The 14,141-nt window shown below is 70.0% G+C and carries 11 protein-coding genes; 6 read left to right on the top strand and 5 right to left on the bottom strand.

Features of this window, described 5'->3' with window-relative positions:
- Window positions 1-63: 63 nt before the first annotated feature.
- The 3 genes from ACFULQ_RS45505 to ACFULQ_RS45495 form a co-directional block, all read right to left on the bottom strand.
- The gene (locus tag ACFULQ_RS45505) at window positions 64-2,613 is read right to left on the bottom strand and encodes a discoidin domain-containing protein (RefSeq protein ID WP_383556650.1); all 2,550 of its coding nucleotides are present in this window, start codon (window positions 2,611-2,613) and stop codon (window positions 64-66) included.
- Window positions 2,614-2,951: 338 nt separating this feature from the next.
- Window positions 2,952-4,250: a ThuA domain-containing protein gene (locus ACFULQ_RS45500; protein WP_383556647.1), complete on the bottom strand. Its 1,299-nt coding sequence runs from the start codon at window positions 4,248-4,250 to the stop codon at window positions 2,952-2,954.
- A 41-nt stretch (window positions 4,251-4,291) separates the two neighbouring features.
- On the bottom strand, window positions 4,292-5,665 hold the full coding sequence (locus ACFULQ_RS45495) for a ricin-type beta-trefoil lectin domain protein (RefSeq protein ID WP_383556644.1): 1,374 nt from the start codon (window positions 5,663-5,665) through the stop codon (window positions 4,292-4,294).
- Window positions 5,666-6,136: 471 nt separating this feature from the next.
- Between ACFULQ_RS45495 and ACFULQ_RS45490 the strand changes: the two genes are divergently transcribed.
- Complete coding sequence (locus ACFULQ_RS45490; RefSeq protein ID WP_383556642.1) at window positions 6,137-7,528, top strand: amidohydrolase family protein; 1,392 nt, start codon at window positions 6,137-6,139, stop codon at window positions 7,526-7,528.
- A 48-nt stretch (window positions 7,529-7,576) separates the two neighbouring features.
- Here ACFULQ_RS45490 and ACFULQ_RS45485 read toward each other — a convergent pair whose 3' ends face one another.
- Window positions 7,577-8,149: a dihydrofolate reductase family protein gene (locus tag ACFULQ_RS45485; RefSeq protein ID WP_383556640.1), complete on the bottom strand. Its 573-nt coding sequence runs from the start codon at window positions 8,147-8,149 to the stop codon at window positions 7,577-7,579.
- A 322-nt stretch (window positions 8,150-8,471) separates the two neighbouring features.
- On the opposite strand from ACFULQ_RS45485, the gene ACFULQ_RS45480 reads away from it, so the two are divergent.
- The gene (locus ACFULQ_RS45480; protein ID WP_383556637.1) at window positions 8,472-9,044 is read left to right on the top strand and encodes a HutD family protein; all 573 of its coding nucleotides are present in this window, start codon (window positions 8,472-8,474) and stop codon (window positions 9,042-9,044) included.
- A gap of 83 nt (window positions 9,045-9,127) precedes the next feature.
- Entirely contained in the window at window positions 9,128-9,613 is a 486-nt protein-coding gene (locus ACFULQ_RS45475) for a hypothetical protein (RefSeq protein ID WP_383556634.1), read from the top strand.
- Between the two features lie 319 nt (window positions 9,614-9,932).
- Here the strand turns inward: ACFULQ_RS45475 and ACFULQ_RS45470 are convergent, their stop codons facing one another.
- Window positions 9,933-10,556, bottom strand: a complete 624-nt coding sequence (locus ACFULQ_RS45470) for a hypothetical protein (protein WP_383556653.1) — start codon at window positions 10,554-10,556, stop codon at window positions 9,933-9,935.
- Between the two features lie 151 nt (window positions 10,557-10,707).
- Here ACFULQ_RS45470 and ACFULQ_RS45465 point away from each other — a divergent pair, with 151 nt between their 5' ends.
- The 3 genes from ACFULQ_RS45465 (at window position 10,708) to ACFULQ_RS45455 (ending at window position 14,075) form a co-directional block, all read left to right on the top strand.
- Window positions 10,708-10,983 (top strand): DUF3253 domain-containing protein, encoded by a 276-nt coding sequence (locus ACFULQ_RS45465; RefSeq protein ID WP_383556631.1) that lies wholly within the window; start codon window positions 10,708-10,710, stop codon window positions 10,981-10,983.
- A 248-nt stretch (window positions 10,984-11,231) separates the two neighbouring features.
- Complete coding sequence (locus tag ACFULQ_RS45460) at window positions 11,232-12,860, top strand: LuxR C-terminal-related transcriptional regulator (protein WP_383556629.1); 1,629 nt, start codon at window positions 11,232-11,234, stop codon at window positions 12,858-12,860.
- A gap of 279 nt (window positions 12,861-13,139) precedes the next feature.
- Window positions 13,140-14,075: an alpha/beta hydrolase family protein gene (locus ACFULQ_RS45455; RefSeq protein ID WP_383556626.1), complete on the top strand. Its 936-nt coding sequence runs from the start codon at window positions 13,140-13,142 to the stop codon at window positions 14,073-14,075.
- The last annotated feature ends 66 nt before the right edge of the window (window positions 14,076-14,141 follow it).

Genomic DNA, 14,141 nt, shown 5'->3' with positions numbered 1-14,141 from the left:
GTCCGCAGCACGTCGAGGTCGGTGTTCCGGGCCGCCGGGGCGGCCCGGCTCACCCGCCGAGCGTCACGGGAACTGGGTGATCTTGGACGGGATGGTGTCGGTGCCGGAGGTGGGGGCGCCGGTGTCGTTGACGACGTGGGCGTACTGGCCCTTGCCGCCCAGCGAGATCACCTGGATGCTGTGCAGCTTGATGCCGGGCTTGACCGGCACCTGGAAGCCGTGGTGCTGCACGATGGAGGGGTCCGAGGTGTAGTTGCAGTAGCTGCCAAGGCCCCAGGCCTCATGGACGGCGACCGTGTCGGCGACCTTGTAGGCGGCGTAGCCGACGATGCCGTCGTGGGTGATGGCGGCGGCGTTCGGGGCGTCGTAGGCCTTCTCGTTCTGGAAGAAGATCGTGCGGCCGCGTTCGCCGTTCCAGAGCACGTCGTACTTGTTGAAGTGTTCGACGAACAGGCCGGTGGTCAGGACGTCGTCGCCGTTCACGACGAGGCCGTAGTCGGCACGGTTGGTCTCCCAGCCGACGCCCTGGCCGTGGTCGGCACGCCAGATCCAGGTGTGGTCGATGACGACGTCGTCGCTGTTGACCACCACGGAGTTGGTGGCGAGGCCGGGGCCGGCGCCGCCGATGCGGATGAACACGTCCTGCATGGTGGTCGGGTTGGCGGAGTGGTCGGCTGCCGCGCCGGCCGCGCCGATCTGGAGCAGGGTGTCGGACCGGGTCGCGCCGGCGTCGATGAGGAATCCGGCGAGCCGGACGCCGTCGACGTCCGCGACGTGCAGGGCGTCGACGCCGCCGTCGGGCACGAGTGTGGCCAGGCCCAGCCCGAGGACCACGGTGTCGGCCCGGGTGACGTTGATCGTCCGGTCGAGGTGGTAGACGCCGGGCGTGAAGAGCAGGTTGAGGCCCTGGGCCAGTGCGCTGTTGATGGTGGCGGCCGTCGCCCCGGGCTTGACGACGTAGAACTGGCTCAGCGGCAGCGAGGTCCCGGCGTTGGCGGGCCAGGACACCCCGCGGACGTTGGTGCGCTTGGCGGGGACGAAGACCTTGTAGTCGTTGCCGTCGAGGTAGAGGAAGGGCTTCTCGCGGGAGATCGGGGTGGTGTCCAGCGTGGTGTACGGGCCGGTGTCGAAGTTGGTCGCGGGGGCGCCCTGGACGCCGGTGAACGTCATGTTCCACACGCCGTTGGTCCAGCCGCCGACCGAGCTGTCACGGGTGTACCACTGCTGCTGCGAGTACGGTCCCACGGTTCCGTCGATCTTGGAGTCGGCGATGTATCCGCCGGAGGCCCAACCGTAGCCGTTGGGGGCCAGGTTGAGGCCGCCCTTGACGTGGATACGGCGGAAGGGCGCAGCCTGGGCGACGGCCCAGCGGTCGGTGCCGTTGGACGGGGTGATGGCGAGGTTCTCCGCCGAACGCCAGAAGTTCTGGGTGGCGTTGCCGTTGAACCAGCCCGCGTCCACGGTGATGTCGCCGTTGATCTGGGTGTCGTCGGGGTTGAGTCCGAGGCCGGAGATCGAGGTGTAGAAGCCGAGTTGGGCGTTGATGCCGTTGTAGGTGCCCGGCTTGAGGAGGAACTGGTAGCGGCCCGAGCCGAACTGCGCGGACTCCTGCTGGGTGAAGACCTGGTCGAACTTCTGCTGGAGGTTGGGCGTGGAGGGGTCCACGACGATCACGTTCGGGCCCAGGTCGCCGCCGCCCTGGATCGGGCCGCCGGTGTCGCCGGAGGTGGTGTGGACGGCGACTTCCCACAGGGAGTAGCCGTAGACCGTGCCGCGGGCCGTCCCGAGCACGCGGACGTAGCGGCCCGTGCCGCTGACGTCGTAGGAGGCGCGGCCCCCGGTCGCTGCGGTGACGGTCTTGAGGGTGGTCCAGTTCTGGCCGTCAGGGGAAGCCTGGAGCTGGAAGTCCTTGCCGTAGGCGGCTTCCCAGTTCAGGTCGATCTTGCAGATGTCCTGGCTGGAGCCCAGGTCCACGCGCAGCCACTGGGGGTCCGTGGCCTGGCTGGACCAGCGGGTGGAGTCGTTGCCGTCGAAGGCCGCGGAGGCGGGGGTGCCGGCGTTCTCCGTCGAGGACGCCGAAGCGGTCCTGCCCTGCGCCGAGTTGGCGGTCGAGCAGGCGGCGGGCTGGGTCGCCCCGGGGGTGCCGTAGACCTGGAACTCCCAGAGCGAGTAACCCCACGGGGTGGCCCGGTGGACGCCCTGCATACGGACGTAGCGGCCCTGGCCCGACACGGTGAGGGTGTCGGTGCCGCCGTCCCCGCCGGTGACGGTCCGAAGATCGCTCCAGGAGCCGCCGTCCGGCGAGACCTGGATCTTGTAGTCGGCGGCGTAGGCCGTTTCCCAGTTGAGGACGACCTGGCTGATCGAGGCCGTGGCCCCGAGGTCGACCTGGAGCCACTGGTCGTCGGTGGCGGCCGAGGACCAGCGGGTGCCCGTGTCGCCGTCGACCGCGGCGGCTGCAGGCGTTGCCGCGTTCTCCGTCGAGGACGACGTGGCTGTCCTGCCCTGGGACAGGTTGGCGTCGGCTGCGAGCGCCGAGGGTGGTGCGACGACAGGAAGGATGATCAGCGCGGCCGTACTGGCGAGCGCGACACCGAGAGATCTGAGGCCCATGCCATGTTCCCCTGGGGGTGGATGAAGGATGGTCACGAAAGGCCGTGCGGTAACCGTCGTGCGGGGGCGTGCGGGTGCCGAACCTGCGACGAAGCGGGTCACGACTTAGTTCACGTCTTGATTTAAATGTTGACCCAGTGGTTCGGCAAGCCCTCGGACACCAGATTCCGTGCAAGTTCTGCACGCTGCCGGTGTCTTGACTGCTCGACAGCTTTCAGGGAGTGACGCCAAGGGTTCGCCATAGGAGGCGATGGCATGCTCAGCGCGATGCGGTCAGGCCCTCCCGAGGAAGGTCTGACCGCATCCACGGCGACGGCCTGGTGTCACCGCGCAGTGGCTCAGGACTGCGCGGTGAGCTGGAAGGCCTGCGTGGCCGAACCGTCGCAGGTTCGCTGGGTGAGCTGGACGCTGTTCGTCGCCGCCGACGCAGCCGTCAGGCACTTGCCGCTGTGCCGGGCGACGAAGTGGTAGCGCCCGCTGGTCTCGCGCACCGGCTCCCACTGCTGGTTCGTGCCGCCGGAGTAGGCCCACAGCTGCAACGGCGCGTTGTCCGCGGTCGAGCGGTCGGTCACGTCGATCACCTGCGCGGAGTTGCCGCGGGCGGTGATCCGCAGGTACCCGCTGTCGGTGCTCCGGAACTGGTACTGCTGGGCCGACGTGCCGTTGCAGGCGTACTGCTGGATCGCCGTGCCGTTCGCGGTCGCTGCCGAACGGGCGTCCACGCACGTGCCGTTCCCGCCGTTCTGCACGCTGTACCAGGCCGTCTCGGAGATCTGGTCGCCGGTCGGCGGGGTCGTGGAGCCGCCCCCGCCCAGCCACTTGAGCCCGTCCAGCAGGAAGCGGTTCTGGGTGGCACTGGCGAACGTCGACGAGAGCCGCGTGTTGGTCGTGTAGTTCATCGCGTTGTGGCCGAAGTTGGCGTACAGCATCTTGTACTTCGTGTTGGTCCACAGGATCGGGTAATAGCCGCTGTACCAGGACTGGTTGGGGTCCGTGCCGACCGGGAAGCTGCTCGGGTCGATCGATGCCAGGACCTTGATGTCCGCGTTCTGCCGCAGATCCCTGGACCAGCTGTACCACTCGCTGACCGACGAGGTGAACGTGGCCGGCAGGTTCACGGTCGCGGGGTTCGTGCGGTCCTCCACCTTCAGGGTCACCGCGGTCGGCCCCCACGTGTTGGACGCGAAGTTGCCAGAACCGAGGAACGTGTTGTGGTACCAGGACCAGCTCGACGCATCCGTCGTGAACGCCGAGACATGGAAGCCCAGGAAGCCACCCCCACCTCTCATGTACGCCTCGAAACCGGAGCGTTGGGCGGACGTCTGCGGCAGGTCGTCCAGGAACAGGACGACCTGGTAGGCGTTGACCCCGCCGTTGGCCAGCAGATCCCAGTCGGTGCTGGCCGTGTAGGTGAAGCCGTTGGCGGCCGCCTGCTGCGGGAACCAGACGTTCGCCTCCTTGTCGAAGTCGATGTGCGCCGCGTCGTACGTGCCGCTGTAGAGGGCGAGCACCTTGAACGGGGCCGCGGCGCCGCTCGCCTGCGCGGCGGGCGGTACGGCCGCGAGGCCCAGCAGCGTGGCCAGCAGGAGCAGGACCCGCAGCAGCGCGCGGGTGGAGCCGGATCCGACGGTGTTCATCTCTTGACCGATCCCTTCCTCGTTCTCGACTCGCGTGCCGTTCATCCGGTGTACCGGGCGAAGATGCTGGTGAACTGCCAATTGCTCTGGCTCACGCCCGAGCAGGTGTCGTCGTTCGGGTAGGCACCCGGGCAGGGCCGGTCACGGTTCGCGGACCAGAACGTGAGCCGCGCCAGGTGGTGGGCCTGCGCGTAGGCGAGGATGGTCTGGAAGTCGGCGGTGGTGACGGTCTCGTTGTCGTCGGTGATGCCGTTCATCGACGAGATGCCCATGGTGCGGTAGGCGGTGTCGTCGCTGTAGCCGTAGGCGTTCTTCAGCGCGGTCTTGAGCCCCTCGGCCGCCCGCTGGGTGAGGGTGCCCATGTTCTGGCCCGCGCCGCCGAAGTCGAACGGCATGATCGTCCAGGCGTCCACGGACAGACCGGACGCCGCCGCCCGGTTGATGAGGCTGGTGTCGGGCCCGCTCTGACCGGTGCCGATGGTGACGTACACCTTGATGCCCGGGTTGTTGGCCTTGACGGTCTTGAGGGCGTCCACGGTCCGCTGCTGCACGGTGCCGTTGCTGTACGCGGCGGCCTCGAGGTCGATGTCTATCGCCTTGAGCGAGTAGGCGTTGATGACCTTCTGGTACGCCGCCGCCAGCTCGCCGGCGCTGGAGCAGGAACTCTCCAGCTTGTTCCCGCTGTAGCCGCCGAAGGACGGGACGACATCGCCGCCGCCCGCGCGCACGGCGGTGATGGTCTGCTGGTCCACTCCCCCGGTCAGCGCCCGGCCGCCGTCCCACTGCGGGTTGCAGTAGCCGTTGCTCAGGACGAACGCCAGCGTGAACCACTTCACGCCTGTCGCGTTCATGACAGTAGCGGGGCTGGGTGGATTGCCCCAGCCGTTGTAGAGGTACGGCGCCACGGCCATCGGCGCGGAGCCCGGCGGAGTCGTGCCACCACCGGCCGCGGGGGCGTTCCACTTCTGGTTGGCGGCTCCGGTGCAGGTCCAGATCTGGGCGCGGGTGCCGTTGGCGGAGGCGTTGCCGGTGGCGTCGAGGCACTTGTCGGCGGCCGGGTTGACGATGTCGCGCGCGGCGCTGACCGTCCACTGCTGGTTGGCGCCGCCGCCGCAGGTCCAGAGCTGGAGCTGGGCGCCGTTGGCCGTCGAACTGCCGGTGATGTCAAGGCACTTGCCGAGGGCGCGGATGGTGCCGTCGGAACCGACCGTCCACTGCTGGGCGGCGGTGCCGTTGCAGTCGTAGAGCTGTACGGCCGTGCCGTCGGCCGAACTCGCACCGGCCACGTCGAGACACTTGCCGGCCAGGCCGGTGATCGTGCCGGTGGCGGCCGAGGCGGAGGGGGCCGCGAGGGTACCCACGGCGGTGAGGCCGAGCGAGAGGGCGAGAGCGCAGCGCAGGGCGAGGCGTTGCATGGCGGGGGGCCTTTCGTCCTGGGGTGGGGGGTGGACGCCGCCTGGAAGAGGGCGGGCGGCAAGAGGTGAACACGGATGTTCACATATGTGTGTGGGGATCCATGTGTGGAGACTCTGCTGGCTGGTGAACCTAAAGGTCTACACCAAAGCCGTCAAGAGGTGCGGCTGGGGAAGTCCGCGATGGTGGGGCTGAGTTGAGAAGTTGTAGGCGGGACGGGTGCTGTACCTGCCTAGCGACTGCCGGCCAGCTGCACCGGCGCTCGCTTCGCACATCGGGCGCGCGCCCATCGGCGTGGCCACAAGTCCCGATCCTGGGTGCGCGACACCTGGGGAAACCACGGCCTGGTTGCTGTGGCGGGCGGGGACGAGGCTGGTGTTCGAGCAGCCTCGCCCCCCACGCCCCACCCCTCCTGGCCCTCCCCCGCAGACGGGCCCTTCTTCCAGCCATGTCCGCCGTACGGAAAGAACCCCATGAACGTCAACGACACCACCAGCGCCGCCGTCCTCGAAGAGCTCCGCCGCCGCCCCGCCGGTCAGCGGCGCATCCTGTTCACCGGCGCGACCATCGTCACCATGGACCCCGATCTCGGCGTCATCGAGGGCGGCGACCTCCTCGTCGAGGGCGACACCATCACCGCCGTCGGCCGTGACCTCGCCGCGGGCGATGCCGTGGTCGTCGATGCCACCGGCACCATCCTCAGCCCCGGCTTCGTCGACACCCACCGGCACGCCTGGGAGGCCCAGCTGCGCCGGATCATGCCGGACGTCGACGACCTCGGCGGCTACGTCATGGCCACCCTCGCCGGCTACGCCACGGTCTACCGGCCCGAGGACATGTACATCGGCACCAAGCTGGCCGCCCTCACCGCGATCGACAGCGGCATCACGACCATGCTCGACTTCTCCCACAACTCCCGCACCCGCGAGCACTCCGACGCCGCCGTCGAGGCCCTCCGCGACACCGGCATCCGCGGCGTGCACGCCTCCATGGGCCCGCACTTCGGCGACTGGGACCGCCAGTGGCCCGGCGACCTGACGCGCATCAAGGACCAGTACTTCAGCAGCGACGACCAGCTGCTGACCCTGCGCCTGGCGACGCTCGCCACCGACGAGATCGCCGGACCGGCGCTCGCCTACGGTCCCGAACTCGCCCGCGTCGCACAGGACCTGGGCATCGGAGTGAGCGTGGACGCCGTCTTCGGCACGTCCTCCTCCGAGGCAATCCTGCGGTGGGCCAAGGACGGCATCCTCAGCCCCGACGTCACCCTCATCCACGCCACCGGGCTGACCTCCGAGGCATGGAAGGCGCTGGGACACACCGGCGCCACCGTGGCCCTCGCCCCCACCTCTGACGCCCAGATCGGCCTGGAGACCGCGATCCCCGCCATCGACGAGGCCCTGTCCGTCGGCATCCGCCCCGGACTGAGCATCGACGTCGAAGTCGCCCTGGCCAGCGACATGTTCACGCAGATGCGGGCCCTGCACGCCATCCAGCGGATGCGCGCCGTCCACGCCGCCTACGGCACCGACCAGCAGCCGCAGCGCATCACCACCCACGACGTCTTGGACTTCGCCACCCTCCAGGGCGCCCACACCAACGGCTTGGCCGCCGTCACCGGCTCACTCACCCCGGGCAAGAAGGCCGACCTGCTGGTCATCCAGGCGGAGGACCTCAACAACATGCCGCTCAACGACCCGATCGGCACCGTCGTGCTGGGCTCCGACGCCCGCAACATCAGCGCCGTCCTCATCAACGGCGAGCCCCGCAAGTGGAACGGCCACGTCCTCGACGTCGACCTGTCCGCCCTGCGCGCCGAGGTCAACGCCTCGCGCGAGTACGTGCTGAACACCCCGGCCGCCTGAGCAGCCCCCTTCACTGGCCCCGGTCGGCCCACCCCGGCCCGGGGCCAGTCAGCGAAGGACGCGGTAACGGATGTGAGTGGCCTCCGGCGTGTCGATCACGCGGATGATCTCCAACTCGATCTGCGACGGCAAGACGTCGAACAGGCGACGGCCGTCACCGAGCAGCACCGGGATCTGATGGATCTGCACCTCATCGAGCACCCCGGCCTCAAGCGCCCGTTGCGCCGTGTATGCGCCACGCACCTGCACGAACTTGTCCCCGGCGGCGGCCTTGGCCTGTGCCATCGCGCTTTCGATCCCGTCCCTCACGTAGGTCACCAACGGATACCCCCAACGGGCGGCAGGGCCGGGCGGGCGGTGACTGGGCACGAAGATCGGGAGACCACCGTGATCACCGCCCCAGTGATCCATGAGCTCGGCAGTGCGTCGTCCCGCGAGCACCGCACCGGCCCTGTTCCACTCGTCCTGGAATTGCGCGGCCGGCCCGGACGGCAGGCCGGACTCGTCCTCCGGGTCGGCCCACTTGTGGAGTCGTTCGCCATCGTCGCCGCCCAGAAAATCGTTCGGATCGGCGATATATCCGTCGAGTGACATCGACATGTCGAGCACTGATGCGGACACTTCGACCTCCTGTGATTTCGATCCAGACCGGTTCATCTGTGCTGTAGACCCGGCATGGCGGCATTACTCATCGGGCACCGCAGCACATTGACGACCGGATGAGCGGCCGTGCCCGCAAGACGGCGAGCGCTTGCCTCAGCCTCGCGTGAGCGGACGGGAGGACACCCGTGGCCCAGTCATCCGGCTCCCTGATGTATGGCCCTCGGCGGGCAGTACCTCGGAGGTCGTCGCGTACGGTGCTGTGTCGACGGCCTCAAGGCCTGTCCGGGCCGCCGAGCTGGGGGAACGGGCTCCGCAGCCGTCCGATCCGGAAGGAAAGCGCATGGCACTGCAGGTTCTGCGGGCGCAGGACAGAACACCCGCGCCGTGGAAGAACGGCGGAGGCGTCACCTCCGAGGTGGCCGCCCACCCCGAGGGGGCGGGAACGGGCGATTTCGTCTGGCGCGTCAGCATCGCCGATGTCGCGCAGAGCGGACCGTTCTCCGTCTTCGAGGGCGTGGACAGGATCATCACCGTCGTCGACGGTCCCGGCATGACCCTGACGGTCGACGGCACTTCGCACGAGATGGCCGCCCTGTACGAGCCGTTCGCCTTCCGCGGTGACTCCGAGACGGAGTGCGAGCTGCTCGGCGGCCCGATCGTCGACTTCAACGTCATGGTGCGCCGCGCCGATGCGACGGCGGAGGTCCGGATCATGCGGGACCGCTTCGCGGTGCGGCCGGAGGCCGGAACCCACCTGCTCGCAGTGGTCCTTCACGGGTCGGCCGCCCTCGGCCGGGAGTCCATCCGCCTCGACCGCCTGGACGCCGTACTGTTCACCGAACGGGACACCGACGACGTGGACGTGGACGGGATTCTCGCACTGGTCACCGTCGCCGACCGTGGTACGCACTGACCCGGCCCACCGTCCTGCCCTGTGACGGCGGGCCGTCACACAGCAATCCGCCGCGGATCTCGCCACACCCCCTGGAGCTTTTCATGTGGTCCACGATCGTTGCTGTCCTCGGCACCCTCGCCGGCGTCGCCCTCGCGGGATACGCCCAACGGTCGGGAGACCGACAGGCCCGAGAACACACGCACCGCCAAGACGTGACGCATGCCGTCGCCGAGCTCTTGGAGGCAATCGTCCGCCACCGTGAAGCACACTGGTTGTCCGTCGAATCCCGGCGCACCGGGGCCGCCGAGACAGCAGAGGATCGGACAGCCCTGGCGACCACGCGCAGCGCGGCCACGGTCGCCCGGGATCGAGTCGGACTACTCGTTGACTCGGACCATGCTCTTCTGAGTACCGCCGAGACCGCGTGGCGGACGGCCGTGAAACTGCCGGACATCGTCCTGGGCCCGGCGACCGATGGTCGGTTCTCGCCTGAGGTGGAAGTGGCTCTGGAGGTCGCCCGGGAGCAGTGTCGCAGTGCCCATACGGCGCTCCGAATCGCGGGCTCCGCCTACGTTCACGGCCGCTGAACCCGTCATGACGGGTTGTCCGCAGCCTCCGCCGGCTTGCCGTTCGAGTCGAGCGACCAGCGCGCCTCAGCATCGTCGGTTGCGCTCGTTCCGTTTTCACGGACTCGGCCGGTGTGCTGGTCAGGCCGAGAGAGCGGTCTCGTACTCTCCGGGGACTGCGGTAGCCCAAGCTTCTGTGCAGTCGGTGCGGTCGCCGGAGCAGCGCCCGACTGGCGGACGTCGGTCGGCGCCCTGGTCGGTCTGGGCGCCGGTCTGGCGCTGGGATCGCTCCTGCGCGGCTGACGCTGAGGGTGTGGACCACACGTCCGGTCCGCCCCGTTCAGGTCACCGGGCCCGTAGTGGGCGGCGCGGGGTCGTAGATGGAAAGCTCGGTGAGGTCACGCAGACGCGTTGCGACGGTGAGCATGTCCCGGTGGCTGGTGTAGAGAGCGTTGACGCCGAAGCGGAGCAGGTCGGGCGCGCGCATGTCCGCGAGGACCCCGACCTTTGCGAGGGCGACGGCCAGACCGCGGGCGTGGGCGTGCCGGAGGGTGACCTGGCTGCCGCGGCGGGCGGGTTCGGCCGGGGTGACGGGGGTGAAGCCCAGAAGGGTCAGGAGTTCGTCCGTGCAACGTAGGAAGAAGCCCGTCAGCGACAGGCTCTTGGTACGGAGCCGGGCCAGGTCGACGCCGTCGAAGGCGGTGAGGGCCGCTTCCAGGGCGAGCGGGGAGAGGATCGGCGGGGTGCTGATGCGGGCGCGGGCGATGCCGGGGGCAGGCGTGTTGGAGTCGGCCAGGGCGAAGGGCTCGGCGTGGCCGGTCCAGCCCGGCAACGGGGTTTCCAGCGTGGGGTGGTGGCGCCGGGCGCCGTAGAGGAAGGCGGGGGTGCCGGGGCCGCAAGAGAGGAACTTGTAGCCGCAGCCGACCGCCAGGTCCACGCCCAGGCCGTTGACGTCGAGGGGCAGGGCGCCGACGGCGTGGCACAGGTCCCGCAGCGCCAGAACCCCGGCGTTTCGTGCGGATCGGATCCGCAGGCGCTCCGGTCAAGCCGGGCCGTCACGGTGGGGACGGCGGCTCGTCCTGCCGTCGCACAGGCCCTCCGGCACACTGGATCGCATGGAAGAGACGGACCGGCAGCTCGGCCAACGGCTGGAGGAGGCCATCATGAGCCTGCTGGAGCGCCGTGCCGACACCGCGTCGATCTGTCCGTCCGACGCGGCGCGGGCGGTCTACGAGGGTGACGACGACGGCTGGCGGACCCTGATGGAACCGGCCCGCCGCGCGGCATGGCGTCTGGTGAACGACGGCGAGGTCGAGGTCACGCAGGGCGGCCGGCCTGTCGTGGAGGCGGAGACGCGCGGCCCCGTACGTATCCGGCGCGCCCGTCGGTAGCGGCGGCTGGGAACTTCCAGGGGCGGACACGGCTGAGGCCCGGTTCCTGGGGGCGCGGTGGCGGAGAGCGACGTGCGGACGCCGACCCGCACGCAGAAGCTCATCGCAGCCTGATACCCGGTATGGCGGGGCCGCCCCGCCACGAAACGTTGCGCTGACGGTCGACGCACACGTCGTTGTTGGACATTCTTTCAACAACGATGTTCCTGGCGCCTCCAGGGACAGCTGCATCCGGGGTGGTGACCGACGTGGACGACGAGACTCGCGGCGCCTCCGCGGCCCGTACCCTCGGCCTTGCCGGGTTCGACGCACCGGAGGCCCGCGCCCTGCCGCCCGCCGCCACCACCGGAGTTGCCGGGGCCGCAGTGCCGTGCGCGTCCGACTTGGCGTCCCGCCGCGCCCTGGCACACGGTCGGCAGCAATTGCGCGACGGCCCCGTGGCGGATGCCTGCTCGGCGCTGCTCCGTGCCGCCGACGGACTGCGTGAGACAGACCCCCTCGAAGCCCGTCGCGCCCTGCTGGCAGCGGCGTCAGCCGCCTGGTCGGCCGGCGATCACGACACCTACCGGCGTGTCTTCGCGGTGGGTCCCTGTCACGTGTGCGGTGCCATGGACGCGTCGACGCCGTGTGCCAAGGAGTGCCCCGAGGCCGCGTGGAGGGATCACCGGATCGGGATGAGCGCGGTGGCGGAGGGCGACTTGCAACGGGCCACCACGGTTCTGGAGCCCCGGCTGTACCAGGTCGCGCCTCGGGCGGAGACGCAGGAGCTCTGCGACGCCGGCAGCGTGGCCCTCTTGCTGGGCCGGCTCCCCCTCGCGCGTCGGCTCCTGAGCCTCGCCCTGGCGTCCGCGCGCTCGTCAGGAGCGCAGACCGAAGTTCCGGGCATCATCGCGCACCTGGCCTGCGCCGAACTGCGCGAAGGCCGCCACCCCCAAGCCCGCGCCCACGCGGAGGAAGGGCTGCTGCTCGCGCGCCGACTCGGGCAGCGCAACGTGGCCGCCGACCTGTCGGCCGTACGGGCGCTCGTGGTGTCCATCGCGGGTGATCTGCCCACGGTCCGCCACCAGGTCGCGGAGGTCCTGGCCGTCGCTCAGCCGCACGGGCTGGCCCAGGCCGCGTTTCTCGCCGAGTGGGCCCAGGCGCGTGCGGAACTGGGGGCGGGCAAGGTCGAGCAGGCGGCCGCCCGGCTGGCACCGCTGGTCCAACCCGGCGCCCGGCAAGGCCATTTCGGGCTGTGGTTCCTGGCCGTACCGTGCTTCGTCGAGGCCTGCGTCCTGTCCGGCCGGATTCTCGAAGCGCCGGAGATGGTCGACCTGTTCGCCGTCTGGGCGGATCTCGGCGCCGACCCCCAGGCTCCGGCGCAGCTGGCGCGGTGCCGGGCCCTCCTCGCGTCCGCGGACCGCAGCGAGGAACTCTACCGTGCCGCGCTCGCCCACCATGAGAAGGCGTCGGGGCCGTACGAGCACGCGCGCACCCATCTGGCCTTCGGCATGTGGCTACGGCGTCGTCGGCGGCCCACCGAGGCACGGGACCAGTTGCGTGCCGCGCTGATGGGGTTCGAACACTGTGGCGCGGCGCTGTGGGCCAGGCGTGCCGGCGCGGAACTGCGGGCGGCCGGCGAGGCGAGCGGGACCGCCGAGGCGGGGCTGTTGGCATCGCTCACGCCGCAGCAGGTGCGCATAGCGCGGGATGTGGCGTGCGGCGCGACGAACAAGGAGATCGCCGCGGAGCTGTCCATCAGCGTCCGGACCGTCGAGTACCACCTGCGCAACGTCTTCGCGCAGCTGGGCGTCCGGTCGCGCACCGGTCTCGCGCATCTCCTGGCGAACGTCGACGACGACCACGACCGGGGCTGGGACCTGCCGGAACCGGGCTGAGGGCCGCCGGAGCGGACCATGCCCGGCCGAACGCCCGGCGACCACGCGGCGGTTGAGGGGCATGCACCGCTGTGACCGGGACTCTCCCAGGTGCGAGGTGGTGCGTGTGGGCGCCCCGGGCACGACTGGTGATTCCACTGATGCCTGACTTTTGGTCAGCTCCTACGTTGTTGACCGCCGGATGACTCGTGTCACGTCCACGGGCCCGACGCCGCCTCTCCCCCGGCGGCCTCCGTCAGGCCCCAAGGCGCCGGAACCCTCATCCTCGAAGGAGCCGTGATGAGCGACACCACCCCACACACCTCCTGTCCCACGCGTACTCCCCACCGCCACCGGCGCCGCCGCTTCGGGCGCCTCGGCTCCGGCCTCGCGACGGCCGCCGCACTCGTCGGCCTGCTGACCTCGCTGACCGGCGGAGCCCAGGCGGCCGACAACCCGTACGAACGGGGCCCGGCCCCCACCACGGCGAGCATCGAGGCCGGCAGGGGCCCCTACGCGGTGTCCGAGACCAGCGTGTCGCGACTCGCGGTGAGCGGCTTCGGCGGCGGCACCATCTACTACCCGACGAGCACCGCGGACGGGACGTTCGGCGCGGTCGCGGTGTCGCCGGGGTACACCGCCTATCAGTCCTCGATCGCCTGGCTCGGCCCGCGGCTCGCCTCCCAGGGCTTCGTCGTCTTCACGATCGACACGCTGACCACCTCCGACCAACCGGACAGCCGCGGGACGCAGTTGCTGGCCGCACTGGACTACCTGGTGCAGCGCAGCTCGGTCCGCAGCCGCATCGACGCCGGACGCCTCGGAGTGATGGGCCACTCCATGGGCGGCGGCGGCGCCCTCGAAGCGGCCAAGTCCCGCCCCGCGCTTCAGGCCGCCATCCCGTTGACCGGCTGGAACCTCGACAAGACCTGGCCGGAGATCACGACTCCCACCCTGGTCGTCGGCGCCGACGGCGACACCATCGCACCCGTGGCCACGCACTCCCAGCCGTTCTACGCGAGCCTGCCCTCCTCCACCGACCGCGCGTACATCGAGCTGCGGGGCGCGACCCACTTCACACCGAACTCGTCCAACACGACGATCGCGAAGTACAGCATTTCCTGGCTGAAGCGGTTCATCGACAACGACACCCGCTATGAGCAGTTCCTCTGCCCGCTCCCGGCCGTCAGCCTCACCATCGCCGAGTCCCGAGGCAACTGCCCGCACACCTCCTGACACCCGGCCCCGGCCGACCGGGGCCGATGCTCGCCACGCTGTCGCCGTCGCACGGTCTCTCCCGAC

Source organism: Streptomyces sp. NPDC057253, from assembly GCF_042669125.1.
Taxonomy (GTDB): Bacteria; Actinomycetota; Actinomycetes; order Streptomycetales; family Streptomycetaceae; genus Streptomyces.
The sequence above is the reverse complement of the archived record's forward strand: the minus strand, read 5'-3'. Positions and strand labels throughout refer to the sequence as shown.

What these genes read in the sequence shown, in the direction of transcription:
- ACFULQ_RS45505 (WP_383556650.1), bottom strand. Translation starts at nt 2,613, where the DNA reads ATGGGCCTCAGATCTCTCGGTGTCGCGCTCGCCAGTACGGCCGCGCTG.
- ACFULQ_RS45500 (WP_383556647.1), bottom strand. Translation starts at nt 4,250, where the DNA reads ATGAACACCGTCGGATCCGGCTCCACCCGCGCGCTGCTGCGGGTCCTG.
- ACFULQ_RS45495 (WP_383556644.1), bottom strand. Translation starts at nt 5,665, where the DNA reads ATGCAACGCCTCGCCCTGCGCTGCGCTCTCGCCCTCTCGCTCGGCCTC.
- ACFULQ_RS45490 (WP_383556642.1), top strand. Translation starts at nt 6,137, where the DNA reads ATGAACGTCAACGACACCACCAGCGCCGCCGTCCTCGAAGAGCTCCGC.
- ACFULQ_RS45480 (WP_383556637.1), top strand. Translation starts at nt 8,472, where the DNA reads ATGGCACTGCAGGTTCTGCGGGCGCAGGACAGAACACCCGCGCCGTGG.
- ACFULQ_RS45475 (WP_383556634.1), top strand. Translation starts at nt 9,128, where the DNA reads ATGTGGTCCACGATCGTTGCTGTCCTCGGCACCCTCGCCGGCGTCGCC.
- ACFULQ_RS45465 (WP_383556631.1), top strand. Translation starts at nt 10,708, where the DNA reads ATGGAAGAGACGGACCGGCAGCTCGGCCAACGGCTGGAGGAGGCCATC.
- ACFULQ_RS45455 (WP_383556626.1), top strand. Translation starts at nt 13,140, where the DNA reads ATGAGCGACACCACCCCACACACCTCCTGTCCCACGCGTACTCCCCAC.